This is a genomic window from Streptosporangium sp. NPDC005286 (assembly GCF_040607515.1).
Lineage (GTDB): Bacteria > Actinomycetota > Actinomycetes > Streptosporangiales > Streptosporangiaceae > Streptosporangium.
Genome location: NZ_JBEXGU010000082.1, coordinates 1 through 26449 on the forward strand (window position 1 = coordinate 1; position 26449 = coordinate 26449).

23 protein-coding genes are annotated in these 26449 nt (G+C 70.0%); 6 read left to right on the forward strand and 17 right to left on the reverse strand.

Translation table 11 applies throughout. From position 1 onward, the window contains the following. Nucleotides 1-43: 43 nt before the first annotated feature. The 7 genes from ABZU75_RS26505 to ABZU75_RS26535 form a co-directional block, all read right to left on the reverse strand. On the reverse strand, nt 44-1648 hold the full coding sequence (locus ABZU75_RS26505; protein WP_355559476.1) for a fatty acyl-CoA synthetase: 1605 nt from the start codon (nt 1646-1648) through the stop codon (nt 44-46). A gap of 299 nt (nt 1649-1947) precedes the next feature. After that, entirely contained in the window at nt 1948-3645 is a 1698-nt protein-coding gene (locus tag ABZU75_RS26510) for a GAF domain-containing sensor histidine kinase (protein WP_355559479.1), read from the reverse strand. A gap of 70 nt (nt 3646-3715) precedes the next feature. Beyond that, nucleotides 3716-4270, reverse strand: a complete 555-nt coding sequence (locus tag ABZU75_RS26515; RefSeq protein WP_355559482.1) for a hypothetical protein — start codon at nt 4268-4270, stop codon at nt 3716-3718. 186 nt (nt 4271-4456) lie between these two features. Continuing rightward, entirely contained in the window at nt 4457-5308 is an 852-nt protein-coding gene (locus ABZU75_RS26520; protein ID WP_355559485.1) for a universal stress protein, read from the reverse strand. Between the two features lie 182 nt (nt 5309-5490). Continuing rightward, nucleotides 5491-6528: a zinc-dependent alcohol dehydrogenase family protein gene (locus tag ABZU75_RS26525; RefSeq protein ID WP_355559488.1), complete on the reverse strand. Its 1038-nt coding sequence runs from the start codon at nt 6526-6528 to the stop codon at nt 5491-5493. A gap of 59 nt (nt 6529-6587) precedes the next feature. Next, nucleotides 6588-7454: a universal stress protein gene (locus tag ABZU75_RS26530; protein WP_355559491.1), complete on the reverse strand. Its 867-nt coding sequence runs from the start codon at nt 7452-7454 to the stop codon at nt 6588-6590. 75 nt (nt 7455-7529) lie between these two features. Continuing rightward, a complete protein-coding gene (locus tag ABZU75_RS26535; RefSeq protein WP_355559494.1) occupies nt 7530-8420 on the reverse strand; it encodes a universal stress protein in 891 nt (296 codons plus the stop codon). Nucleotides 8421-8716: 296 nt separating this feature from the next. Here ABZU75_RS26535 and ABZU75_RS26540 point away from each other — a divergent pair, with 296 nt between their 5' ends. Further along, nucleotides 8717-10819 (forward strand): glycoside hydrolase family 65 protein, encoded by a 2103-nt coding sequence (locus tag ABZU75_RS26540; RefSeq protein ID WP_355559497.1) that lies wholly within the window; start codon nt 8717-8719, stop codon nt 10817-10819. Between the two features lie 111 nt (nt 10820-10930). Further along, entirely contained in the window at nt 10931-11572 is a 642-nt protein-coding gene (locus ABZU75_RS26545) for a response regulator transcription factor (protein WP_355559500.1), read from the forward strand. Between the two features lie 12 nt (nt 11573-11584). On the opposite strand, the gene ABZU75_RS26550 is transcribed toward ABZU75_RS26545, so the two are convergent. Continuing rightward, nucleotides 11585-13285 (reverse strand): GAF domain-containing sensor histidine kinase, encoded by a 1701-nt coding sequence (locus ABZU75_RS26550; protein WP_355559502.1) that lies wholly within the window; start codon nt 13283-13285, stop codon nt 11585-11587. A gap of 156 nt (nt 13286-13441) precedes the next feature. On the opposite strand from ABZU75_RS26550, the gene ABZU75_RS26555 reads away from it, so the two are divergent. Next, nucleotides 13442-14305, forward strand: a complete 864-nt coding sequence (locus tag ABZU75_RS26555) for a universal stress protein (protein ID WP_355559505.1) — start codon at nt 13442-13444, stop codon at nt 14303-14305. A 196-nt stretch (nt 14306-14501) separates the two neighbouring features. On the opposite strand, the gene ABZU75_RS26560 is transcribed toward ABZU75_RS26555, so the two are convergent. Together ABZU75_RS26560 and ABZU75_RS26565 are read right to left on the reverse strand one after the other, a co-directional pair. Next, entirely contained in the window at nt 14502-15050 is a 549-nt protein-coding gene (locus tag ABZU75_RS26560; RefSeq protein WP_355559508.1) for a dihydrofolate reductase family protein, read from the reverse strand. 103 nt (nt 15051-15153) lie between these two features. Continuing rightward, nucleotides 15154-15750 carry an NAD(P)H-dependent oxidoreductase gene (locus ABZU75_RS26565; RefSeq protein ID WP_355559511.1) on the reverse strand — a complete coding sequence of 199 codons (597 nt, stop codon included), beginning with the start codon at nt 15748-15750 and terminating at the stop codon, nt 15154-15156. Nucleotides 15751-15900: 150 nt separating this feature from the next. On the opposite strand from ABZU75_RS26565, the gene ABZU75_RS26570 reads away from it, so the two are divergent. Beyond that, nucleotides 15901-19209, forward strand: coding sequence for a BTAD domain-containing putative transcriptional regulator (locus tag ABZU75_RS26570; protein WP_355559514.1), 3309 nt, complete (start codon nt 15901-15903; stop codon nt 19207-19209). Nucleotides 19210-19373: 164 nt separating this feature from the next. Here ABZU75_RS26570 and ABZU75_RS26575 read toward each other — a convergent pair whose 3' ends face one another. The 7 genes from ABZU75_RS26575 to ABZU75_RS26605 form a co-directional block, all read right to left on the reverse strand. After that, a complete protein-coding gene (locus ABZU75_RS26575) occupies nt 19374-20468 on the reverse strand; it encodes a TIGR04500 family putative peptide maturation system protein (protein ID WP_355559517.1) in 1095 nt (364 codons plus the stop codon). Between the two features lie 2 nt (nt 20469-20470). Continuing rightward, nucleotides 20471-21457, reverse strand: a complete 987-nt coding sequence (locus ABZU75_RS26580) for an MvdC/MvdD family ATP grasp protein (RefSeq protein ID WP_355559520.1) — start codon at nt 21455-21457, stop codon at nt 20471-20473. 165 nt (nt 21458-21622) lie between these two features. Then, nucleotides 21623-21781, reverse strand: coding sequence for a hypothetical protein (locus ABZU75_RS26585; RefSeq protein ID WP_355559523.1), 159 nt, complete (start codon nt 21779-21781; stop codon nt 21623-21625). A gap of 371 nt (nt 21782-22152) precedes the next feature. Then, entirely contained in the window at nt 22153-23439 is a 1287-nt protein-coding gene (locus ABZU75_RS26590) for an ArsB/NhaD family transporter (protein ID WP_355559526.1), read from the reverse strand. Beyond that, nucleotides 23436-23897, reverse strand: a complete 462-nt coding sequence (locus tag ABZU75_RS26595) for a CBS domain-containing protein (protein WP_355559529.1) — start codon at nt 23895-23897, stop codon at nt 23436-23438. Before ABZU75_RS26595 ends, ABZU75_RS26590 begins: the two co-directional genes overlap by 4 nt. A 44-nt stretch (nt 23898-23941) precedes the next feature. After that, complete coding sequence (locus tag ABZU75_RS26600; RefSeq protein ID WP_350925982.1) at nt 23942-24208, reverse strand: hypothetical protein; 267 nt, start codon at nt 24206-24208, stop codon at nt 23942-23944. Between the two features lie 34 nt (nt 24209-24242). Continuing rightward, nucleotides 24243-24587: a hypothetical protein gene (locus ABZU75_RS26605; RefSeq protein WP_355559532.1), complete on the reverse strand. Its 345-nt coding sequence runs from the start codon at nt 24585-24587 to the stop codon at nt 24243-24245. 135 nt (nt 24588-24722) lie between these two features. Here ABZU75_RS26605 and ABZU75_RS26610 point away from each other — a divergent pair, with 135 nt between their 5' ends. Both ABZU75_RS26610 and ABZU75_RS26615 read left to right on the forward strand, forming a co-directional pair. After that, complete coding sequence (locus tag ABZU75_RS26610; protein WP_355559535.1) at nt 24723-25760, forward strand: HAMP domain-containing sensor histidine kinase; 1038 nt, start codon at nt 24723-24725, stop codon at nt 25758-25760. Continuing rightward, nucleotides 25757-26407 (forward strand): response regulator transcription factor, encoded by a 651-nt coding sequence (locus tag ABZU75_RS26615; protein ID WP_350925976.1) that lies wholly within the window; start codon nt 25757-25759, stop codon nt 26405-26407. The genes ABZU75_RS26610 and ABZU75_RS26615 overlap by 4 nt, the downstream gene beginning before the upstream one ends. Nucleotides 26408-26449 lie beyond the last annotated feature (42 nt).

Consider the following 26449-nt stretch of genomic DNA (forward strand, 5'->3'; position numbering starts at 1 on the left):
GCCGGGTGCGTGCCGCCCGTACGGCGGATGACGTCCCGGGGTCTCAGCGTCTGGCGCCCGCGTCGGCGATCCGGTCCGCGAGCTCGCCGTGCCGCTCCCGGAGTTCACGCTTGAGGATCTTGCCGCTCGGGTTCTTCGGGAGCGCGTCGACGAACGCGAACGCCTTGGGAACCTTGAACGGCGCCAGCCGCTCACGGGCGTGCGCCCGCAGCTCCTCCTCGGTGACGGCCGCACCGGCCTTGGCCACCACGATCGCGACGACCGCCTCGATCCAGCTCGGATGCCTGACCCCGACGACCGCCACCTCGGCGACGGCGGGGTGTTCGTAGATCGTCTCTTCGACCTCGCGGCTGGCGACGTTCTCCCCGCCGGTCTTGATCATGTCCTTGATCCGGTCGACGACCGTGAGGTAGCCCTCCTCGTCCATGGTCCCCAGATCGCCGGAGTGGAACCAGCCGCCGCGGAACGCCTCGGCGGTCTTCTCCGGGTCATCGAGGTATTCGAGGATGGCGTGCGGGCTCCGGTGGACGATCTCCCCGATCTCGCCGGCGGGCACGTCCCTGCCCTCGGCGTCCACGACACGGGTCTCCACGTTCAGAGCGGCCTGACCGGCGGATCCGGCCTTGCGGATCTGGTCCTCGGGCTGGAGCATGACGGCGACGGGCGCCATCTCCGTCTGGCCGTAGAAGTTCCACAGGCGCACGCCGGGCAGCCGCTCGCCGATCTCCCTGAGCACCTCCACGGGCATGATCGCCGCTCCGTAGTAGCCCTTGCGCAGCGAGGAGAGGTCGCGCCTGTCGAAGTCCGGGTGGCGCAGCAGGGCGATCCAGACCGTGGGCGGCGCGAAGAACTTGGTCACCCGGTGGCTCTCGATCGCGGCGAGCACCGCGGCCGGGTCGGGTCCGGGCAGGATGACGCTGGAGGCTCCGAGCTGGATGTCGGGCACCAGGAAGCAGTGCTGCTGCGCGCAGTGGAACAGTGGCATCGAGTGCAGTTCGACGTCGTCGCGGTCCATTCCGCCGTCGATGACGCAGCTGCCGTACTGGGCGATCAGCGCGGCATGGGACAGCACTGCGCCCTTGGGGCGCGACTCGGTGCCCGAGGTGTAGAGGATCTGGGCCGGGTCGTCCGGCGCGATGGGCACCGCGGGCTCGCGGGAATCCCGGTGGTCCAGCAGGGCCGAGAACGGCTCCCAGGCTCCGGTCGCCTCGCCGTACACGATCCGTGTCCGCAGGCGGTCCGTCGCCTTGATCGCCTCTTCGGCGACCGGGAGGAGCTCATCCTGCGCGATCAGGGCGACGGCGGAGGAGTGGCCGACGACATATCCGACCTCCTCGCCCCGGAGCATGAAGTTGATCGGCACCAGTACGGCACCCGCCCGGGCAACGGCGAAGATCGTCTGGACGTACGCGACGCTGTTGCGCGAGAGCACCGCCACCCGGTCGCCGGGGCCCACCCCTCTTTCCAGGAGCGCGTTGGCGATCCTGCCGACGTCCTCGTCGAGCTGGGCGTAGGTACGGCTGCTCACGCCGTCCGACACGGCGAGCCGGTGGGGATGACGCCGGGCGGACCGGCGAAGCAGGTCGGCCAGCGATTGACGGCGGGCGAGCGCGACATCCGCCCGTTCCGAGGCTCCGGCAAGAGACATGGGCTTCTCCAGAGTGTCTGCTACAGACAAAACTTCTGGTAAGCGTAGCGATATCCGCCCTTTCGCTGCGCGCAGAGGGCTTTGACCGGCGACTACCACCCGGCAGACTCTTCGATCAGCGGACGGTTCAGCGCAGGTCGAACAGTCGGGTGCCGGTCTGCTTGAGGCGGTTGCCCTCGGCGTCCCAGGCTTCGACCTTCAGGCTGACCGCGCCCTTGGTTCTGACCGGCCGCGGCGGCTTTCCCGCAGGCGCGAGCCGAAGGACCGCAGGACGGGGCCCAGGGCGCCGTGGCGCGCGACTAGAGCGGTACGCTCCAGGTCAGGCTGGTGCCCCCGGTCTCCGGCGAGACGATCTCGAAGGAGCCGCCGAGCAGGGCCGCCCGCTCCTGCAGGTTGCGCAGGCCGCTGCGCCTGCCGTCGCCGGCCAGCCCGACGCCGTCGTCCCGCACGACGAGGGTGAACCGGTCGTCCAGCGCCTCGGCGGAGACGTCGATCCGCCCGGCCCTGGCGTGCCGTACCGCGTTGGACAGGGCCTCGCGCAGCACCGCCAGCAGGTGGTCGGCGACCTCGGGCGGCACGCGGTTGTCAAGCTGCCCGTCCATCCGCAGGCCGGGCATGAAGCCCAGGTGACCACGGGCGCCCTCCACCATCTCGACGATGCGGGCGCGCAGGCTGGGGGCGCCGTCCCCGCTGGGCGTCTGAAGGGCGAAGATGGTGGAGCGGATCTGGCGGATGGTCTCGTCGAGCTCGTCGATGGCGCCCTTCAGGCGGCCGGAGGCCTCCGGTCTCTCGACCAGCCGGACCGTGCTCATCAGCGTCATGGCGACGGCGAACAGCCGCTGGATGACCACGTCGTGCAGGTCCTTGGCGATGCGGTCGCGGTCTTCGAGCAGGCCCAGCCGTTCGGCGTCCTTGCGGCTCTCGGCCAGCTCCAGCGCCACCGCCGCCTGGGCGGCGAAGGCGTGCAGGGTACGCAGCTCCGACCGGACGAACGGGGTGCGGCCCGAGCGCTTGCCGAGTGACAGCACGCCGCGCGCGACACCCGCCGCACCCAGCGGGACGGCCCCCACCGGGCCCATCGGCAGATGATCGGAGAACACGCTCCGCAGTCCGGCCTCGTCCAGATCGTTGACCATGAGGGGCTCGCCACCGGCGAAGGCCCGTCCGGCCAGGGAGCCGGCGACCTGGATCTCCACCTGCTCCAGTTGCCCGGCGTTCTCGCCGTCGGCGATCGCCACCCGTAGCAGTTGCCCGCCCGCCTCCGGCAGCAGGATCGCCACGACGTCCGCGCCGGTCATCTGACGGGCGCGCCTGGCCATCAGGGTGAGGACCTCCTGGGGGTCCGCGCCGGACAGCAGGCTGGTGGTGATCTCCGAGGACGCGGCCAGCCACGTCTCCCTGCGGCGGGTCTCCTCGAACAGGCGGGCGTTCTCGATCGCCACACCGGCCGCGGTGGCCAGCGCGACGACGATCGCCTGGTCCTCCTCGTCGAACTCGCCGCCGCCGCGCTTCTCGGTGAGGTAGAGGTTGCCGAACACCTCGTCGCGCACCCGGACCGGCACCCCGAGGAAGGAGCCCATGGGGGGATGGCCCGGGGGAAAGCCGTAGGACTCGGGATGGTCGGAGATGCGCGTCAGGCGCAGCGGTCGCGGCTCCTTGATCAGCAAACCGAGCAGGCCGAGGCCGTGCGGCCAGTGCTCGACCCTGGCGATCTCCTCCTCGCTGAGCCCGACCGGGATGAACTGCACCAGCGTGTTCTCCTGGCCGACCACGCCCATCGCCCCGAAACCGGCGTCCACCAGCCTGGTCGCGGTCTCGACGATGCGGCGCAGCACCGTCTCCAGGTCGAGGTCGCTGCCGACCGCCACGACCGCCTCGAGCAGGGCGTGTACGCGGTCGCGGGTGGCGAGGACCGCTTCGAGCCGGAGCTGTAGCTCCGACAGCAGTTCATCCAGCCGCATGTTCGGAAGCAGGGGGTGGGAGTCGGTGTCTGCCATGTCCGGGAGTCTCGCACCAAGACGGCAAAACGCCCACCCCGATCACGGAGTGGGCGTCTCGGTGGCCCGGTTACCGCAGGACGGGGTAGTTCCGCACCAGGGAGGTGTTGCTCCACCACCTGCCGATGCCGAGGGTGTCACCGGCGCCCGCCATCGCCAGCCCGGCGAGCACGACGATGTAGACGATGTGGTCGTCCATGAACGGGTTGGTGGCCAGGGGCAGCTCGGCGGCCCACATCAGGATCAGCATCAGGCCCCCGGCGACGGCGGCGATCCGCATGCCGGCCCCCAGGATGAGGGCGACGCCGACCCCGAGCAGGCCGAGCATGAACAGCCAGTCGACCCAGGCCTGACCGGCCAGGCCGGAGAAGAGGCCGCCGAGGGCGTTCTCACCGGTGCCCTTGAGGAACCCGGTCGTGGGGCTGCCACCGGCGATCCAGGCGCGGTCGGCGGGGGTGGCGAACCCCCAGCCGAAGGTCTTGTCGAGGAACGCCCACAGAAAGATCCATCCGATCGAGATGCGCGCGATCGCCCAGACGTAGTCGACCGGACGCGTCGCCGCCGGAGAGGCGACGTTCGTGGCGGACTGCTTGGAGGGAACGTCCCGACCGTGCGTGGTGGCCATGACGGCCCCTTTCGGTAGTGTTTCGCGGTCTCTGTTGTGTCTTCATCACATCGTTTTCCGGGGCCGCCGCGCAGTGCCGTACGGCTCGCGCCCGGGCTGCGAAGGTCATCGCGTTCATGGGACCTTCGGCCTCTCGCCCTCGTCGAACCCTGGCAGGGTCCCGCCAGGACCCCGCCGAGCCCGCTGCTAAGACCTGACGACGGCGACGGAGCAGCGGGCGTGGTGCAGGACACCCCGGCTGACCGAGCCCAGGAACAGCGAGCCGAGGGCACCGCGGCCGTGGGAACCGACGACGAGCAGGTCACAGGTGTCGGAGGCGTCACTGAGAGCCTCGACCGCGTGGGCGCGGCGCACGTCCTCGATCACCTTCACCTCGGGGTACCTCTCCCGCCACCCGGCGAGCCGGTCCGTCATGACCTTGTCATGGGCGGCGCGGAACTCGTCCATGTCATAGACGATCTCCGGGGCGTAGATGTGCACCGGCACCTGCCAGGCGTAGAGGGCGCGCAGGGTGCTGCCGCGCAGCCTGGCCTGCTCGAAGGCGTAGGCGAGGGCGGGCTCACAGGCGTCGGAGTCGTCGAGGCCGACCGTGATCTCGCCGTGTGCCCCGTCCCGGCCGGGACGGACGACGACGACCGGGCAGTGCACGTGACCGGCGACGTGGATGCTGACCGAGCCGATCACGGCTCCGGCGAACCCGCCGAGCCCTCTGGTGCCGACGACGACCTCCGTGGCGTCCTTGCCCTGCTCGCGCAGGACCAGCGACGGCGGTCCCTCGATCAGCGTGGTGGTCACCTCGATGCCGGGCTGCCGGGAGCGGGCCGTCTCCTCCGCGGCGGCCAGCACCTTCCGGGAGGACTCGGTCACCGCGTCCTCCCATTCGGGGGCGGGGAACTTGGGGATGTCGTTCGGCCAGCGCTGCACGGCGGTGACGATGCGCAGCGGCAGGCCCATCCGGGCGGCGTCGTCGGCCGCCCACTCGATGGCGGCGGTCGCGTTACCGGAGCCGTCGGCTCCAACAATGATCAGATTAGACATGGGTCCTCCTTATTCCCATCTGACCTTCGCCAAACCTGCCGCGCCCAGGGCCGGAAGTCCCTTCCGGCCCGCGTGACGGCAGGGCCTTTCGTCACCCGCGGCGGAACCGGACGGCGCTGTGGCGTCGAGGACACGCGACAGGAAACCCCGTCTCCCGGCGCCGGTGACGTCCGCCGAGCGGGTCAGCCGCGGGTGAGCACCACCTTGAGTGCCCCGGTCTCCTGCGGGTGGGAGAACACCTCGTAGGCCTTCTCCATGTCGTGCAGCGCGAAGCGGTGGGTGACGAACCGGCCGCCGTCCAGCAGGCCCGCCTCGAGCATGCTCAGCAGCGTCGGCGTGGAGTAGGTGTCGACCAGGCCGGTGGTGAAGGTGAGGTCGCGTGCCCACAACTCCTCAAGATGCAAGGTGACGGGCCTGCCGTGCACGCCGACGTTGGCGACGTGGCCACCCGGCCTGACCAGGCGGGCGCAGAGCTCGAAGGTTTCCGGCACGCCGACGGCCTCGATGGCGACGTCGGCGCCCAGGCCGCCGGTCAGCTCGGCCACCTCCTCGGCGGGATCACCGCCCGCGCCGATCACCACGTCGGCGCCGAAGCGGGTGGCCGCCTCCAGCCTGGCCTCGGCCAGGTCGACGGCGATGATGCGGCTGGGGCTGTAGAGCCGGGCGGTGGTGATCGCGGCCAGGCCGATCGGGCCCGCGCCCACGACGACCACCGTGTCGCCGGGGGCGACCCTGCCGTTGAGCACACCGACCTCGTAGGAGGTGGGCAGGATGTCGGCCAGCATGAGCACGGCCTCGTCGCCGATCCCCTCGGGCACGAGATGGGTCGAGGTGTCGGCGAAGGGAACGCGTACGAACTCGGCCTGCGTCCCGTCGATGTGGTGGCCCAGGATCCAGCCGCCGCCGCCCAGACACTGCCCGTAGGAGCCCGTACGGCAGTAGCGGCAGCGCCCGCACGCCGAGACGCACGAGACCAGGACGCGGTCGCCTGGCTTCAGCGCGACCCCGGCGCCGACCTCGGTGACCGTGCCGACCGCCTCGTGTCCCAGGATCCGACCCGGCTCGACGGCCGGCACGTCCCCTTTGAGGATGTGCAGGTCGGTGCCGCAGATCGTCACCGCGTCGACGCGGACCACCGCGTCCGTGGGCGCCTGGATCCCCGGCTCGGGGACCTCCTGCCACGATCTCCTGCCGGGACCCCGATAGACCAGCGCCTTCATGATCCACCCCTTCGTCTCTCGCCGCCGGTAAGCGGATGTGGCCCTCTCCAGCCGTCCGGTCAGGTGTGCCGGGGTGCCGCGACGGCGGGTGTCACGACCAGCGGGCAGACGGCGTGCTGCAGCAGCGAGTGACTGACCGAGCCCAGCAGCAGCCCCGCGAGGTCCCCACGGCCACGTGACCCCACGACCAGCAGGTCGGCCTGTGCCGAGGCGTTCTTCAGCACATCCACCGGATGCCCCTGCTCCACCTGCTCGGTGACCGTGACATCCGGATAGCGCTCGCCCCAGCCGGCCAGCGCCTCGGCCAGCAGCCGCCGCTCACCCTCGGCCGTCTCCTCGGCGGACGCCGGGGCGAACGGCCTCCCACCGATGACGGGCTGGTTCCAGGCGTGCACCGCCCGCAGGCCGGCACCGCGCAGGGACGCCTCGGCGAAGGCGAACTCGATGGCCGACACGCCTGCCACGGAGCCGTCGACTCCGACGACCACCTCACCGCCCGACCGCGCGGGCGTCCTCCGTATGACGGCGACCGGGCAAGGGGCATGCCCGGCCACGCCCAGCGCGACCGACCCCAGCAGCATGCCGGAGAAACCATCCCGGCCGTGACTGCCGACCACCAGGAGGTCGGCGTCCCGCGCGGCCTTGATCAGGACGTCCCTGGGATCGCCGGGCAGCAGCGACGACTCCACCTTGACCCGGCTGTCCTCCTCGCGGGCCCGGTTCAGCGCGTCCGTCAGCATGGACGTGGCCCCGTCGCGCATCCATCGGCCCACGTCGGCGTACGGAGCGTCCTCGGTCATATCCAACGGCCAGGCCACCATGACGTGCACGACGCGCAACTCGGTGTCGCGTAGCCCGGCCTCCCGCACGGCCCAGCTCACGGCCTCAAGCGCGGCCTGTGAACCGTCGACTCCCACCAGGATCATATTGTTCCCCCTTCGAACCTCCGGCCGCCCCCGCGGCAGAAGCCGATGCAGCTCTCCTACCCCCGTGGCCTCCGGTCACCCAGATGGGGCGCGCGGCCCCCGACCGGTGGACCTGGTTGATCTGACGACCGCGACGGGGCAGCGAGCATGGTGGAGAACCTCACGGCTGACCGATCCCAGAAGGACCGAGCCGACGGCGCCGAGGCCGCGAGAACCCACCACGAGCAGGTCCGCCCGCGTCGAGGCGGCCAGCAGTGCCGGCACCGGGCGCGCACGCGTCACCTCCGAGACGGCCTCGACCGCGGGAAACCGCTCCCGCCAGCCGGCCAGCCGCTCCTCGGCCACCCGGCGCTGTGCGCACCGGATCTCTTCGCTGTCCCCGCCCGCCTCCGGCGAGAACGCATGAAGCGGCGTCTGCCAGGCGTAGACCGCGCGCAACCCGCATCCGCGTAAGGCGGCCTGCTCGAAGGCGAACCCGAGAGCGGGTTCGCACTCGGCGGAACCGTCGACACCCACGACCACCTCGCCGTACGCCTCGGCACAGCCATGCCTGACGACCACCACCGCGCCGCATACGTGGCCCGCCATCCGGATGGGAACCGAGCCGAGCGGCGATCCGGCGAAACCGCCCAGGCCGCGGTTGCCGACCACCAGTTCGACCGCCGTTTCCGCCTGCCCGCACAGAACGTCGGACGGCGTTCCCTCGATCAGCTCGGTGGTCACCCGGACATCCGGCCTCCGCTCCATCGCCGCCTTGGCCGCTTCGGTGAGCACCTGCTCGCCGAGGCACGCCAGCCGGCCGGGCCGGCCCGGTGCGGGAAACCCGACAAGATCGTGCGGCCAGCGGTCCATGACGTGAACGATCCGCAGGGACACCCCCCGGCGGACGGCGTCGTCGACCGCCCACTCCAGGGCCGCGGTGGCGGCGGCCGAGCCATCCGTTCCGACAGCGATCGATTCGGTCATCACTTCCCCCGCAGCCCATCGGATCGCGGCACCGGCGCTCCCCCACAGGGGCGATCGTCCCTGGGCAGGGGGACCTTTGTCCCCTCCCGTGCACAATGCCCGACCTTCCGACGAAGGTCCCTGCGCCATAGGGCCGATCAGCCCTAAAACCGCCGTGAAAAGTGCCGTACCGTGCAGACGGAAGGGGGTACCCATGACTCTCCCGGCAGTCAGGGCAAGCCACTTCGCCTCCGCTCCCATCACCGGCGTCGGCCTCGTCACCGATCTGGCACAACCACAACTTCACGGGAGAAGACGTGAACCCCTGGCTCCTCATCTATGACGGCTTCGACCCCACCCAGGAGGGGCTGCGAGAGGCGCTGACGACGCTCGGCAACGGCTACTTCGCCACCCGGGGCGCCGCGCCGGAGTCACACGCCGACGGGGTGCACTATCCCGGCACCTACGTCGCCGGCTGCTACGACCGGCTCGTCTCCCAGATCGCGGGACACCCGGTGGAGAACGAGGACCTCGTCAACGTGCCGAACTGGCTGTCCCTGACCTTTCGCGCCGAAGGCGGCGACTGGTTCGCTCCCGGCAACGCCGAGATCCTGGCCCACCGCCACACGCTCGACATGCGCCAGGGAACTCTCACCCGATTCCTGCGGATACGCGACTCCCAAGGCCGGATCACCCGAGTGGAACAGCACCGCCTGGTCTCGATGGACGACCCACACCTGGCCGCCCTCACGATGACGATCGTTCCGGAGAACTGGAACGGATCGCTGGAGATCCGCTCGGCCCTGGACGGGCGCGTCACCAACGCCGGAGTCGCCCGCTACCGCGAGCTGGACGGCCGGCATCTCGTTCCGATCTGCGGGCACGCCGCCCACGGCGTGATCGAACTACTGACCCGCACCGCCACCTCCCGCGTGGAGATCGCACTCGCCGCCCGCACCACACTGGCCGACGGGCGCTGTCACGCCGGCGTCGAGGAGGGCTGGGTCGGCGACGACCGCACCGTCGAGGTGAAAGCCGGCGACGAGGTCACCGTGGAGAAGATCGTGGCCCTCCACACCTCCCGCGACAGGGCGATCGCCGAGAGCGAGGCCGCCGCGAGAAGCGCCGTCGTACGCGCGGGCTGCTTCTCCACCCTCCTCAAACGGCACGCCCGGGCCTGGGACCGGTTGTGGCAGCGGGCGCACGTCACCGCCCAGGACACCGAGGTGCAGCAGATCCTCAACCTGTACGTCTTCCACCTGCTGCAGACGGCCTCCCCGCACATCGCGGAACTCGACACCGGCCTACCCGCCCGGGGCCTGCACGGCGAGGCCTACCGGGGCCACGTGTTCTGGGACGACCTGTTCGTCATCCCCTTCCTCGCCCCACGCCTGCCCGAGATCACCCGGGCACTGCTCAGGTACCGGTGGCGCCGCCTGCCCGAGGCGCGCTGGGCCGCCCATGCCGCCGGATACGCCGGAGCGATGTTCCCCTGGCAGAGCGGAAGCGACGGCCGGGAGGAGACACCACGCCTGCACTTCAATCCCCGCTCCGGCCGCTGGCTCCCCGACCGCTCACACCTGCAGCGCCACGTCGGCCTGGCCGTCGCCTTCAACGTGTGGCAGCACTACCAGGCGACGAAGGACACCGCCTTCCTGGCCGGTTTCGGCGGCGAGTTGCTGCTGGAGGTGGCCCGCTTCTTCGCCTCACTCGCGACCTGCGAGAAGGGGCGCTACGCGATCCGCGGCGTGATGGGCCCGGACGAGTATCACGACGGCTACCCCGACCGGGCCGAACCCGGACTGGACAACAACGCCTACACCAACGTCATGACCGCCTGGCTGATGCGCCGGGTCCTGGACATGATCGGCCTGGTCGGCCCCGAGGGGGTCGGCCAACAGGAGATCGAACTGTTCACCGCCCTGACCCGGCGAATGCGGGTGGACTTCCACGAAGGGGTGATCAGCCAGTTCGAGGGATACGCGGGCCTGGAGGAGCTGGACTGGGCCGCCTACCGGAAGGAGTACGGAGACATCCGGCGGCTGGACCGCATCCTCGACGCCGAAGGCGACACGCCGAACCGGTACAAGGCCTCCAAACAGGCCGACGTGCTCATGCTCTTCCATCTGCTCGGCGAGGAAGGGCTCGACGAGATCCTGACCGGCCTTGGCTACGAATGGAACGCCGCAATGGCCAAGAACACCGTGGACTACTACCTGGCCCGCACCTGCCACGGCTCGACGCTGAGCGCCGTCGTCCACGCCGGAGTACTGGCCCGCCTGTGCCCCGGCGCCTCACACCCCTTCCTGACGGAGGCGCTGAACAATGACGTGCGAAACCTCCAGGCGGGAACCACCTCCGAAGGAATCCACCTGGGAGCGATGGCCGGGGCGGCCTGCCTGTTCGAGGCAAAAACCTGATCACCGGCCCTCGCCGCCGGCTCGGCGCCGAAGACATCGGGGCCGCTCACCGCACGACGGCAGGGACCCTCGTCCTTACCGCCGGCACTCCGGGAAGGATAACCTCAGGACATGATTCGCGTGTTCCTGGTCGACGATCACGAAGTGGTACGGCGCGGCGTGGCCGCACTGCTGGAATCCGAAGGCGACATCGAGGTGATCGGCGAAGCGGGAACCGCCGAGTCGGCGGTGGCCCGCATTCCGGCACTACAACCGGACGTCGCGGTTCTGGACGTGCGCCTGCCCGACGGCAACGGGGTGGACGTGTGCCGTGAGGTCCGCTCCAAAATGCCGGGACTGGCCTGCCTGATGCTGACCTCCTTCGCCGACGACGAAGCCCTGTTCAACGCCGTGATGGCGGGCGCCTCCGGCTACGTGCTCAAACAGATCCACGGCTCGGATCTGGTCGGCGCGGTACGCACGGTGGCGGGCGGCGAATCGATGCTGGATCCGCAGACGACCTCCGCCATGCTGGCGCGACTACGCGACCAGGCCGTCAAGAAAGACCCCCTGGCCGCCCTGTCGGACCAGGAACGCCACATCCTGGAACTGATCGGCGAAGGCCTGACCAACCGGCAGATCGGCGAGCGAATGTACCTCGCCGAGAAAACAGTCAAGAACTACGTCTCCAACCTGCTGTCCAAACTGAACATGCAACGCCGCACCCAGGCCGCCGCCCTGGTGACACGGCTGAAGACCAACCACCCCGAATGAGCGGACCTTCGGCTAGGTGAGGGACGCGCTCCAGATCAGGCGGGTCCCCGCCTCCGGAGAGGACTCAACCGAGAAGGACCCGCCAAGCCGTTCGGCCCGCTCCTTGAGATTACGCAACCCACTGCGCCTGCACCCCCCGGGCACCCCGGCCCCGTCGTCCACCACGGTGAGAACGAGCCGATCGCCTTCGATCTCAACGGTCACCTCGGCCCTGGAGGCCCTGGCATGCCGCACGATGTTGGACAGAGCCTCCCGCAGAGCGGCCAGCAGGTGCTCCGCGACCCGCTCCGGCACGCCGCCATCCAGCGGCCCCTCCATCATCAGGCCCGGCATGAAACCCAGATGGGCCCGCGCGCCCTCGACCAGTTCCACGATCTGCGTGCGCAGACCACGACCGCCTTCCTGAAGAGGAGCCTGCAGGGCGAAGATCGTCGAGCGGATCTGCCGGATGGTCCTGTCCAACTCGTCGATCGCGTTACGCAACCGCTCAGAGGCCTCAGACCGCTCCACGAACCGCGCGGTGCCCATCAGCGTCATGGCGACGGCGAACAACCGCTGAATCACCACATCATGCAGATCCTTGGCGATCCGGTCACGATCCTCCAACAGGCTCAGCCGCTCGGCGTCCACCCGCCTCTCCGCCAACTCCAGGGCGACCGCGGCCTGCCCGGCGAAGGAGTGCAGGGTGCGCAACTCCGCCTGGCTGAACGGGACACACCCCGGATGCTTACCCAGCAGCAGCACACCCCGCACCCCTCCCGCCGCGCCGATCGGCACCGCGGCCACCGTACCCGGCAAGACACGGCCGGTGATCACGGTCAGAATCTCCGCCTCGGCCGAATCGGTGACCATAAGCGGCTCACCGCTGGTGAAGGCCAGACCGGCAAGAGAGTCGGCGACAGACGTCTCCGCATGAACCGCCTGCTCCCCACCCGGCCCGTCGGCGACAACCGCTCGCAGGACCTGCCCGCCCTCCTCGGGCAACAGGACCGCGACGAGATCGGCACCGGCCATCTGCCGCGCTCGCCGCGCGATCAACGTGAGCACCTCTCCCGGCTCCGCCCCCGACAGCAGACTGGTGGTGACCTCCGCCGAGGCCTGCAGCCACATCTCCCGCCGCCGGCTCTCCTCATACAGCCGGGCGTTCTCGATCGCGACACCGGCGGCGGTGGCCAGCGCGGTCACGATCGCCTCGTCCTCGTCGTCGAACTCCCCTCCCCCACGCTTCTCCGTGAGGTAAAGATTTCCGAAAACCTCCTCACGCACCCGGATCGGCACCCCCAGAAACGACCCCATCGGCGGATGGCCGGGCGGAAAGCCGTACGACTCCGGATGATCACAGATGCGAGCCAGCCTCAGCGACTGCGGTTGCTTGATCAGCAGGCCGATCAGGCCAAGGCCGTGCGGCCAGTGCTCGATGCCCGCGATCTCCTCCTCGCTCAACCCCACCGGGACGAACTGAACGAGTGTGTTCTCCTCACCGATCAGCCCCAGAGCGCCGTAGGTGGCGTCGACAAGGGAGATCGCGGTCTCCACGATCCGGCGCAGCACGGTCTCCAGATCAAGCTCACCGCCCACCGAGACGACCGCGTCCAGCAGCGCGTGCACCCGGTCACGGGTGGCAAGCACCGCCTCCAGACGCACCCTCAGCTCCGACAGCAGCTCGTCCAGCCGCATGTGCGGTACCAACGCGCCGGGTTCGAACTCCCCCATACTGCGAAGTCTCGCACCCCGGCACGGGACGTGCGCTCCCCCACCGGGCACCCCGCTTCAAGATCGAAAAGCATCGGGCCAGCGGAGACACGGTTCCAAGGCGGGTACATAGCCTCCATACGGGCGCGACCCGGCTTCCGTCCCAAGGTGGTGCTCATGGCAGAACCCGTCATCGTCGGCGTCGACGGCTCGGACTCCTCACTCCAAGCCGTGACCTGGGCCGCACGAGAGGCCACCCTGAGGAACGCGCCCCTGCACCTGGTACACGTCACCCTCCGCTGGGCCTACGACGTCCCCCTCGTCCCGCAGCCCGCCCACTGGGGACCCGCGGCGGAGTCCGCCTCCCGGAGGCTACTGCGCCATGCCTCCGAGCGGGCCCTCGCCACCGCCCCCACCGTGACGGTCAGCACCGAGATCGCCGATGGCGCCACCGCAGAGGCGATCATCGCCGCGGCCGAAACCGCACAGATGATCGTTGTCGGCAGCCGGGGCCGCGGCGGATTCGCCGGGCTGCTGCTGGGCTCGGTCAGTCGCGCCCTCGCCGATCGATCCCCCTGCCCGGTGGTGGTCGTGGGCCAACCCCGCACCGAGCACGGCACCGAGATCGCCGTCGGCGTCACCGGACGCCCCGGCCAGGAACACATCCTGGAGTTCGCCTTCCACGAGGCCATGCTGCGCGGCCTCCCCCTGCGGATGGTGCACGCCTGGATCCATCCGGCCGTCAGGGCACCCGGCGACATGCAACCGCTCGTCTTCGACCTCGAAGGTGTCGGTCAGGAAGAGGCGCGCCTGCTGGCCGAGTCCATCGGTGGCTGGCGGGAGAGGTTCCCCGACGTGCCCATCGTCGAGCAGGTGGTACACGAACACCCGGCCAGAGCACTCATCGACGCCTCGGCCTCCGCCGAACTGGTCGTCGTAGGCGCCCCCGGCTCCGCGTGGCTCCTCGGATCGACGGTGCACGCCCTTCTCCCCCACGCCCACGCGCCCGTGGCCGTCATCCAGCACGCGCGCCGGGTCTGAGCTCTCGCTCCGTACCGTCGTGCCGGTCGATGGTTTGTCGGGTTTTTGGTTATTTAACCTTGAGCAGCTCCTTTACAAGGTAGATCGCTAAATATGGCCATTCTGCCCGATACGGTCGCGTGGAACGGCCGTCTGGAACGTCAGACCTGCCGCCCCGGCCAGGAGAGCAGGGCCGTCTCCCCTGGCCGGGGGTCGTTCAGCCGGCGCTCGCCGGCCGGTAGGTGAGGATGACGACTCCCGAACCGAACGTCGCGGTGTCCGTAAGCTCCAGGGTCGCCTCGGTGCCCTCACGGAACAGACGCTCCCCCTGGCCGCGGACGACCGGGTAGAGCCAGATCCGGTACTCGTCGAGGAGGCCGTGCTCCATGAGCGTGTCGGTGAGCCGGCCACAGCCCCAGATCAGGATGTTCCCGCCGAGTTGCTCCCTCAGCTTGGCCACCTCGGTGACGAGGTCGTCTCCGTGGATGATCGTCGAGTTGTTCCACTCGGCCTTCTCCAGGGTCGAGGAGACCACGTACTTGGGAATGCTGTTCACCCGGTCGGCGTAGGGGTTGCCGCTCATCGACGGCCAGGCCTGCGCCATGCCGTCGTAGGTGGCCCGTCCCAGCAGGAGGGCGTCGGCGGCGAAGAGCAGGCCGAGGGCGTACTCGCCGCTCCCCGCGTTCGCGTACTGCATGGACCACAGGTGGGGGTTGTCGATGAAACCGTCGAGCGTCGCGTAGGTCGAAGCGATGATCTTACCCATTGGTGTCTCCGTGATTCCGGCGTTCGGCGAACGCGCTGTTGTGTGAAACGCCCCGCTGTTCTCCGCGGCGCGAGGGATTTCCTACGGTCGTGTCCTGCCTGGTTCAGACGGTGTAGGGACGTCTGGCGCGGGCCTCGCGTAGTGCGTGGGCCCACCAGGTCAGCTGGTCCAGAGTGGTCTTGACCGCGGTGTCGCACGGCGCGCCGGCTCTGGGCCAGCTGCCGTCGGCGGCGAACTGCTCCCAGTAGCGGGGCAGCGCGACACCGTCGCGGATGGCCACCGCGTGCAGCTCGGTGAACACCTCACGCAGCTGCGCGGCGGCCAGCAGACCGCCGGAGTCGTTGCCGTAGGAGACGAACGCGACGGGCTTGGCCCGCCACTCCGGGTAGAACCAGTCGATGGCACTCTTGAGCGGAGCGGGAAAGCTCCGGTTGTACTCGGGAGTCACCACCACGAACGCGTCGGCATCGGCCAGGCGCGGTGCCAGCGCCGCCACCGGGGCGGGCGGCGCCTCGTCCTCGGCTGTGAGCGTGCCGGGCAGGGCGACCTCGGCCAGATCGATCAGGTCGATCTCCAGATCGGCCCGCCTGCGCGCCCGCGCCACGAACCAGGCCGCCACCGTGGGGCCGAACCGGCCGCGACGGGTGCTGCCGACGATGACCGCCACCCTCAACCGGTCGCTCTCGTGCGTCTCCGCCATCTCCGGCCTCCTTCGCCTCCGTGTCCGGCTCGATGTGCTCCACCCTGCCTGGAGGGACTTACGGTCTTCTTCTCGCGGACCTACCGTCGGCTGTTGCGATCGACACGAACCCGGTAAGCCGTTCCTCTATGTCGGGTTATCGTGTCGATCATGCGTTTTGGGATACTGGGGCCACTGGCCGTGTGGACGACGGACGGACGGTCCGTCACGATCCCCGGGATGAAGGTCCGCGCCCTGCTGGCCGACCTGCTCCTGCACGAGGGACGCCCGGTGCCCGCCGACCGGCTGATCGACGACCTGTGGGGCGAGGACCCTCCGGCCAATCCCGCAGGCGCTCTGCAGGTCAAGGTCTCGCAGCTACGGCGCGCGCTGGAGGACGCCGAACCCGGTGGCCGGGAGCTGGTCGCACACCACCCGGCTGGATATCTACTGAAGGCCGACACCGACGCCGACGGCTTCCGGTCGCTGGTCGCCGAAGCGGGAAGGACCGGCGACCCGCGGGCCAGAGCGGCGCTGCTCACCGACGCGCTCGCCCTGTGGCGCGGCCCCGCCCTGGCCGACTTCGCCGACGAACCCTTCACCGGCCCCACCGTCGCGCGCCTGCACGAGGAGTTGCTCACCGCCCGCGAAGAGCACGCGGAGACCCGCCTCACCCTCGGTGAGCATGCCCGGCTCGCCGCCGAACTGGGCGATCTGCTCACCCGGCATCCCCTGCGAGAACGGCTGCGCGCCGCCCACATGCGCGCCCTCTACCGCTCCGGACGGCAGACAGAGGCGCTCCGCAGCTACGAGGAACTCCGCGACCACCTCGCCGACGAGCTCGGCCTCACCCCCGGCGCCGACCTCGGCGCCCTGCATCGGGCCATCCTCACCCAGGACCCCGCCCTCGACCCGCCGGCACCACCCACCGGCGCCGCCGGACCCGCCACCAACCTGCCCACCCCTCTCACCCCCCTGATCGGCAGAGAGCACGCGGCCACCGAGCTCCGCGCCCTGCTAGGCGCCAACCGCCTGGTCACCCTCACCGGTCCCGGCGGAGTGGGCAAGACCCGCCTCGCCGTCAAAGTCGCCGGGCGCCTGACCGGCCCCTCCCCCGAGTCGCCCGCCGTCCCCTTTCCCGACGGCGTGTGGCTGGTCGAGCTCGCCTCGCTCGACCGGTCCGGGGCGTCGGACGCGGTGTCCCGGCTCGCTGAAACGATCATGACGGTGCTGGACATCCGAGCCCCCCTGGCCCCATCGGAGCCGACGTCACCTCGGGACCGGCTCACCGGCGCCCTGCGCTCCCGGCGGCTGCTCCTCGTGCTCGACAACTGCGAGCACCTCGTCGAACCGGCCGCCGAACTCGTCCGGCACCTGCTTGAGGCCATCCCCGCGCTGCGCATCCTCGCCACCAGCCAGGAACCGCTCGCACTGACCGGCGAGGTGATCTGGAACGTCCCGCCCCTGGACACGCCCCGCCTCACCGAGACCGACCTGCCGACACTGCGAAAAACCGGTTCCGTACAGCTGTTCGTCGCCCGGGCGTCCGCCGCCGGCGGAGATTTCACCCTGGACGCCGACACCGCCCCGGCGGTCGCGACGCTCTGCCGCCGCCTGGACGGCATCCCGCTGGCCCTGGAACTGGCCGCCACCAGGGTCCGGGCCCTGGGAGTCCACAACCTCGTCGACCGCCTCGACGACCGCTTCCGCCTCCTGGCAGGCGGGCACCGCGGCGCCCCACCTCGCCAGCAGACCCTGCACGCCATGATCGACTGGAGCTGGGAGCTCCTTACCCATCCGGAACGTCTCACCCTCCAGCGCCTGGCCGTTCACACCGGCGACTGCACCCTGCACGCCGCGGAGAACGTCTGCGCCGCCGGAGACCTCGCCTCCGCCGACGTCCCCGACCTCCTGGCACGCCTGGTAGACCGCTCCCTGGTCACCGTCGTCCACACCGCCGACGGCCCCCGCTACCGTCTCCTGGAATCGGTCGCCGCCTACTGCGCCGAACATCTCCGCCGGACAGGCGAGCTCGAACGCCTGCGACAACGCCACCGGCGCCACTACACCGACCTCGCCGAACAGGCCGCGCCGCACCTGTACGGACACCGGCAGCAACGCTGGCTGCACCGCCTGGACACGGAGACCGCCAACATCCGCACCGCGCTCGACACCGCCCTCGGCGCGAAGGACGCGGCCGGCGCGCTACGCCTGGTCAACGCGATGGCCTGGTACTGGTTGCTGCGTGGACGGCTGACCGAAGCCCGGCGATCCCTGGCCTCCGCACTGGCCCTCGCCGACGAGGCGTCCACCTCCCGGACCTCCGCGCTCCGCGCCGGTGCGCTGGCCTGGGAGACCGGGATCGGTTTCCTCCACGGTGACGTCGCGGACCGAGAGGATCGCCGCCGCGCGGCCCTGTCGATGTACGAGGACGCGGGCGATCCCGCCGGGCGTGCCAGGGCCGAGTGGTTTCTGGCCCACACCGGCATCGACCTGGGCGACCTGTCGGTCGCGGAGGACCTGCTGGACCAGGCGCTGCCGGCCTTCCAGGCGACCGGTGACCGGTGGGGGACGGCCGCGGCCCTCGCCACCCGGGCCAAGCTCGCGCACGTACGAGGTGACCTGGCCGCGCTCGGACGCGACGGCGAACGGAGCGCGGAGCTGTTCGGCGAGCTCGGCGACCGCTGGGGCAGGCTGGAGGCCACCGGCTGGCTCGGCGCTCTGGCCGAGATGACCGGTGATCTCCAGCGGGCCGACCGGCTGCACCGGGACGGCCTGCACATGGCGGAAGAACTCGGACTCTGGCCCGAGGTCGCCGGACGGCTGGCCTGGCTCGGCTGGACCGCCCTGCAACGCGGCGACTACGCCCAGGCCAGGGAGACCTGTGAGCGGGCACTACGGCTGGCGGCCGAGCAGGGCCACCGGACCGCGCAGATCTTCGCCACGATGGGGCTCGCCTTCGCGGCCCGTAGGGAGGATCTTCTCGATCTCGCCGAGACCCACCTGCGCGACCTGCTGAACGGTGCCCCCGAGCAGAGCGCGGAGGAGACTCCGCCCCCGTACCTCCCCATGATCATGAGCGAGCTGGGATTCGTCGCCGAGCAGCGTGGCGACGCCGCCGCGGCCCTCGCCTCGCATCTGAAGTCCATCGACCTCGCGGCCAGATTCGAAAGCTCCCGTGAGATGCCAGGCGCCCTGGAGGGCCTGGCCGGGGCACTGACCCTCGCCGGAGACCACGACGGCGCCGCCCTGCTCCTGGGTGCGGGGGCCGCGGCCCGCGCGTCGGACTCCCCACCGCCTCCCACGGAACGCGGCGACATCGACCGGATCACCACGCGGGTGCGTGAAGCGCTGGGCGCGGACCGCTTCACCGCCGGGTTCGAACGCGGCGGCACTCTCACCTCTCCGGAGATACGGTCCCTGCTGGCCCCGCCACCGGCCACGCCCGAGACGGCCGCGACACGACCGCACCCGGAGTGAGCCCCGGCCTCGGACCGGGACGGTTTTCCGGAACATGGTCCTCGCGAAACGGACGAGCAGCTCGAAATGGCCGTCCGGAACCGGCGTGGGCAGGGGAGGTCGGGCGGGGACCCGGTATGACGGGGCGCCGGGAGCGTCCAAGGACGCTCCCGGCGGGTGTCCCGTCAGGTGCGCAGGCCGGCGGTGAGCTCGTCGGTGCGGGCCCGGCTGCCCCAGAACCACTCCACGTGGGCATGTCGCCGTTGCTCCGCCAGCCAGTCATCGAAGATCCGCGTTTCGACAAGCCCGCGGGTCACCTCGTCGAGCACCGCCGGTTCCACGGCCAGTACGTACCCGACGTAGAAGCCGCCGTCCGGGAGTCTCGCGGGTCCGAGCACCTCCCCGGCCCGCGTGTCCGACGCCGCGGTGCCGAAGAGGGCGACCAGGTCGTCTCTGCCGTTCCCCTCCATCCGGCAGGTGGCCACCCCCTCCAGCACCGCCTTGACCGCCAGCGCGACGGGATCGGCTCCCGTCTCCCCGGCGCCCTCTCCGGCCCCGGCCGGTCGTCCGGCACGCAGAAAAGCGGCGGCGGCCTCAGCATGACCGGGGTCGGCGTACCGCAGCCTGACGACGCGCAACCGGTCGAACTCCTCGCGGTGGGCGGCGAAGAAGTCCTCCACACGCCCCTCGACCATGTCCCGGCGCAGGGCCGCCACCGCCGCCTCGCTCGCCACGATCTCCTCCAGACGGGCATGGCTCAGGCCGCGCTCGGCCATCCACTCCCGTACCGCCTGTGCGGTCAGCAGCCCCCGGGCCCGGCGGAAGGCGTCCATGGCCTCTTGAAGCCGGTCAGTGGAGAGGTTCTGGTCGCGGACGTCCACAGCCTGCCCGACCAGGGCGGTGTTCACCAGACGCCTGGCGAGAGCGACATCGTCCCACAGCACGTCGAGCACCGAGACCACCTGCTGCATCGTGATGTCGATGCCGTTGACGCGCAGGACGAGCTGCTCACCGGAGCGCTGGCCTCCCCGCAGCGGCCAGGGGATCACCCGGTCCGGCGCGAAGGCCAGCGAGACGCTCCCCTCGGACGAGGGGAACAGCAGGTCGTAGTGGTACTCGTCGGTGGCCGCCTCGCGCTGCCACAGCAGCCGCATCCTCGTCTCCGGATACCGGGCGCGCAGTTCCGGCAGTCGCTCCCTGGCGTGCTCCGGCGACACACCGTCCAGCCCGCGCAGCCATTCCAGGGCGTCTCCCAGGAGATCGGGAGGTGTGGTCGGCATGGTCAGGCTCCTTCCAGTAACAGGTCGCAGACGGCCTCGCTGATCGGCAGGCCGGTCAGCCTCTCGATCCACAACCACTGCCCCTCGGGGTTGATCTCCAGGAACACATACCGGCCGTCCGGGGTCAGGACCAGGTCGAAGGCTCCGAAGGCGAGCCCGAGACGGTCCGTCATCGCCAGGCACCGGCGAGCGACCTCGTCCGGAAGCCGGTGCACGTGGTGCGGGGTTACCGCGAGGTCGTAGCGGCGCCAGTCCACCCTTGCCTGGTTGCTGTTCTGCGAGTGGATCTCGGCCGCGAACACCCGCCGGCCGACGACGGTGACCCGCAGTTCCAGCCGCTTGGGCACATACTGCTGCGCGATGACCGGGCAGAACCGCAGGGCCTCCGCGTACGCCAGATCGCGGGCCGAGACGAAGTCGCACTTGCGGATGACCGTGTGGCCCTCCGCGAGGTTCTCCACCCACGGCATGCCCAGGGGTTTGGTGATGATGTGCCCGTCATGGCGGTTGTGAAAGTCCCACAGGGCGTCCGCCTGGGTCGCGATCAGCGTCTCCGGGATCTCGAATCCCAGTTCGGCGGCCAGGATGAGCTGGGATGGCTTGTGCCCGGCCCGCTGGAGCATCGACTCCCGCGCGGGCACCGTACGGCACGGCAGGTGCTCCCAGAGGTCGGTGATCAGGTTCGCGCTCTCCTGGGCGGTGTAGACCGCCACCGAGGGGTCGGTGATCGCCGGGTGGGCCCCCGGTGGTCTCGGGCGTCGCCACCACAGGGCGGTCAGCGAGTCCAGGTCGAGCGTGCCGGACTCGGTGTGCAGCAGCCGCCGGGCGAGTCCGCGAGTGGTGTACGCCAGTTCGACGTGGGCCCGGGTGAGGTAGTCCCCGTTGTCGAAGACGGTGGTACGGGCGCCGCGTCCGGCCAGCAGGTGCCGGACGCGGTCGGCGTGTGGGTCGTGGTCACAGGTGAGGACGAGAACATGCGGGGGTGACACGGATCTCCTTGGAGAGCGGGCCTGCGCGCAGGTGACGGGCCACCGGGGAGAACAGGCCGCTCCGGACTCTCCCGCGTCCGGTGGACGGCGGCTACGGCCGGCTACACAGGCGACTGCTCGTTACCGGTCGACGTGGCAGCCGCCGGGCGGTTCGATGTAGCCCTGTCACCCGCGCCGGTCGAGGGCGCAGTAGCCGGGCGGGTCCAGGTAATACATCGTCACCTCGCACATCTGACCGCCGCTGACGACGCTCAGCTCGCTCTCGTCCAGCTCCATGCCGGCCGAGGTGATGTCCCCGAGTTCGGTACGCGGTGTCGTGTTCATGGGACGTTCCTCCTTTCCTCTTCGATGTGGAAAAGTGATGTCTCGCCCCATGCTGCGGATCTTGTCTTGCAGGTGACTTGGGAGCGACTGCGGGCACGCGGCCACGCCTCCTCAACAGGCGGTTTCCCCCGCGCCCTCCCCTGCCACGAGATGGGCGAGCACCGCCACAGCCGCGGCCGGTCCCGGCAGGTCGATCTCCCCGCGCCCCGGTACCCGGTCCACAATGTTCTCGGTGGCGGCGGGCAGGACAGCCCGAGCCCCTGGCCGCCCGCTCCACCACCACGAAGTGCCTGGCCCGCCAGTGGGCGATGGCCGGCAGACCGGTGAGGTGCTCACCGTTGAAATCCCCCTCCCGTGGGAGGGGGAGGATGTCACATGAAGTAACGCAGCCAGACGTACGCCCAGGCCATGAGCGTGCTCAGCACCGTCACCACGATTCCGTACTTGGTGAACTGCCAGAAACTGATCGGGTGACCCGTCCGCGCCGCGATCCCGATCGCGACCACGTTCGCGCTGGCCGCCACCGCCGTACCGTTGCCGCCGAAGTCGGCACCCAGCGCGAACGCCCACCACAGCGCCTGTCCGGTCGCCGCGTCGGGTGCCTGCGCCACGATCCCCTCGACGATCGGTGCCATCGTCGCGACATACGGGATGTTGTCGAAGAACGCGCCCAGCACGCTGGAACCGAACAGCAGCGACGTCGCCGCGAGGAAGTAGTCGTCGCCGACCGCCTCGATCGCCCACGTGCCCACCGTCGCGATCACGCCGGTCTCGACCAGACCCGCGACCATCACGAACAACCCGATGAAGAACACCAGCGTCGGCCACTCGACTTCCGACAGCACCTCGGAGACCGAGACCCGCGACAGCAGGAGCATCACTCCCGCTCCCACGAGCGCCACGATGGACGGCTCGATGTGCAGCACCGCGTGCAGCCCGAACCCCACCACCACCGCGGCGAGCACCGCCAGGCAGCGCACGAGCAGCTTGGGATCGGTGATCGCCCGCCGCTCCTGCAGTGCCATCACCGCGGCGACGTGCTCGGGGTTGTACTGGAAGGACCCTCTGAACAGCACCTTGGTCAGCAGCACGAAGGCGACGAAGACGACGACCACGACGGGCGCCATGTGCACCAGGAAGTCGTTGAACGTCAGTCCCGCCCTGCTGCCGATGATGATGTTGGGCGGGTCTCCGATGAGGGTCGCCGCACCGCCGATGTTGGAGGCCAGCACCTCCGCGATCAGGTACGGCTGGGCCGGAATCCGCAGCCGGTCGCACACGACCACCGTGACCGGCGCCACCAGCATGATCGTGGTGACGTTGTCGAGGAAGGGCGAGGCGATGGCGGTGATCACCATCAGCATGACCATGAGCCGGTAGGGATCGCCCTTGGAACGTTTCGCCGCCCAGATGGCCAGGTAGTCGAAGATCCCTGTCTGCTTGATGATCCCTACGATGATCATCATCCCGAGTAGCAGGAAGATGACGTTCCAGTCGATGCCCTCGTGCTCGGAGAAGAACACCTCGGAGCCCGGTATCAGCCCCAGAACCGCCATCGCGCCCGCGGCGACAAGGACCACCTTGACCTTGTTCACCTTTTCGGTGGCGATGAAGAAGAACGCGACGAGGAAGATCCCTAGGGCGAGCAGCGCGCTCAAGACTCACCGAGGCCGAAGACGGCCAGGCTGGTGAGAAGCCGCTCCAGGGTGATCGCCCCGGCCAGTGAGCCGTCGCGTTCCACCACTGCCACGATCGGACTGCGTATCCTGGCCATCAGCGCGGCCACCTCAAGCAGGTTCGCGTCCACCGGGACGGTCACCGGCCTGACGTGCTCGCGCGGCAGGCAGTCACCGACCGTGCGATTGCCCAGGTCCTGCCAGAACTGGTCCGCGTAGGCCTCGTCGATGGTTCTGGCCAGCGCGGGATCCTCCTGGTAGGAGCCGGGCACGGCCAGCCTCAGCACCTGGGTGCCCGGAAGTACCAGCTTGGGCCGCGAGCGGTCGTCCACGATGATGAGTCCGGGCAGGCGGCCGATCACCATGACCCGTACGGCCTTCGCGACGGAGTCACTCGTGGTGACCGTCGGAAGGCTCACCGCGATGTCGCGCGCTTGCATGGCACCTTCCTGTCGGGTGAGATGGCGCACCGCGGGCGGCGTGCTCACGGTGTCCCTCCTGCGATCTCGGCCATCCGCTGTTCGAGAATGGCCAGCCTGTCGTCCACCGACCGGCTGTGCAGGACCTGGGCGATCTGGTCTGCCTCGTCCTGCGCCAGGTGGATGGCCTGCGAGGGCTCATCACCCCCGCCGTACACCAAGATCCGCCGGGATCCGTTCCTGTCCACCATGACCGCCAGGTTCTGGCCGTCTCGGGTGACGAAGTGGAACAGGACCCCTTCACCGGGCACAGTCGTACGTGTGATGTTCATATCGGTGGTCACTCCCTTCCACTCGAAGCCGCGGTCACGAGGCGAGTCGTTCCGCCCAGCGGATCAGGTCCTCCTGGAGTCGCACCTCGACACGGGCGAGTGCCACGAGCGTCACCTCGACGCCCCAGTGGCAGGTCCCGTCATAGGCGTCGCCGGCGAGATCGACACACCGGGACAGCCGCGACAGATCGCGCTCCCCGACGTACCGGCGGATCTCGGCTTCGGCTGCGGCCAGCATGGCGGCGCCCGGCGAACCCGGATAGGAGGCGCACGCCGCGGGATCGGTGACCAGAGCCCGGGCGACCGCGTTGACGGTTATCGTGACACCGTCACGGGTGGCGGCTTCCAACCAGAGGATGCCGACATCGTTGGTACTCATCGCCTCTCCTGCCTGTTGGTGTCCGCCGCCCCTCCATCCCATCGGTGTCGCGGCTCTGTCACCATCAGGGCCAGCACCCATCTGATCAGGGGTGGAACGTGCAGAAGCGGCACGAGAAGATGGGAGACGCCCCCCATGGACAAGCCGTTCGGCGGCCGGGAGGCTGATGAGATGAGCGAGCGCCCCGAAAAGGTGACAGGAACGCGCAGCCCGGCGCGCATCCTGTTCAAACGCCTGTTCGTGATCAACGGACTGGTCTTCACGGTCGGCACGCTGGTGCTCGCTCTCTCCCCCGCCACCGTGTCCTCGCCGGTGCTGCTGACCGAGATCCCGGTGCTGACGGTCGGCCTGGCGCTGATACTGGCCGCCAACGCGCTGCTTCTGCGCACCAGCCTGGCCCCGCTCGAGGCGCTCACGGCCCTGATGCAGCGGGTGAATCTGCTGCATCCGCTGGACCGGCTGCCCAGCGACGGCAACGGCGATCTGACCCACCTGATCGACACGTTCAACGCGATGCTGGACCGGCTGGAGGCCGAGCACAGCGCCAGCAGCGCCCACGCCCTGGCCGCGCAGGAGGGCGAGCGACGGCGCATCGCCCGCGAGCTGCACGACGAGATCGGCCAGAGCCTCACCGTGGTCCTGCTGAGCCTCAAACACGCCGCCGACCGTGCACCCGACGATCTACGCGAGGAGCTGCGCGGGGTGCAGGAGAGCGTCCGCGCCAGCCTGGACGAGGTGGGGCAGGTCGCCCGCCGCCTGCGCCCCGGCGTGCTGGAGGATCTCGGCCTGCAGAGCGCCCTCAACGCGCTGAGCAGCGACTTCTCCCAGAGCAGCGGCGTTCCCGTGACCCGCAGGGTCGATCCAGAACTGCCCTCGCTGAGCGAGGACGTCGAACTGGTCATTTACCGCATCGCCCAGGAGGGCCTGACCAACGCGGCCAGGCACGCCTGCGCCTCCCGAGTCGAGCTGTCCCTGACCGCGGGGCCCAGCGGCCTGGAGTTGCGCATCACCGACAACGGCCGCGGTGGCGTGCGCCAGGACGGGGCGGGGATCCGCGGGATGCGCGAGCGCGCCATGCTCATCGGCGCCCGCCTGACCGTGACCTCTCCCCAGGGCGGCGGCACCGACGTCCGGCTCACCGTGCCGGCCGAGAACAAACAAGGAAGCCGATGAACCCCACCAGGATCCTGCTGGCCGACGACCACGCCCTGGTCCGCCGCGGGCTGCGGCTGATTCTGGACGCCGAGCCCGACCTCACCGTGGTGGCCGAGGCGGCCAACGGCGCCGAGGCGGTGGAGGCGGCCGTACCTGAGGCGGTCGACCTGGCGATCCTCGACATCGCGATGCCACGGATGACCGGCCTGCAGGCGGCCCGCGAGATCTCACGGCGCGCGCCCGGCATCCGGCTGCTGATCCTGTCGATGTACGACAACGAGCAGTACTTCTTCGAGGCGCTCAAGGCGGGGGCCTCGGGGTACGTGCTGAAGTCGGTGGCCGACCGTGACCTGCTGGAGGCGTGCAGGGCGGCGATGCGAGGCGAGCCGTTCCTGTATCCGGGCGCCGTCACCGCCCTGATCCGGCACTACCTGCAGCGCGACAGGCTGGGAGAGGCGATTCCGGAGAGCATCCTGACCCCGCGCGAGGAGGAGATCGTCAAGCTGATCGCCGAAGGCAACTCGGCCAAGCAGATCGCCGAGACCCTGTTCATCAGCGCGAAGACAGTCGATCGGCATCGGGCCAACATCCTGCAGAAACTCGGCATGCGCGACCGGCTCGACCTCACCAGGTACGCCATCCGCGCGGGCCTGATCGAGCCGTGAGGGCATCGGAGGACCTGGCCGCCCCCGCCGCTACTTCGTGAC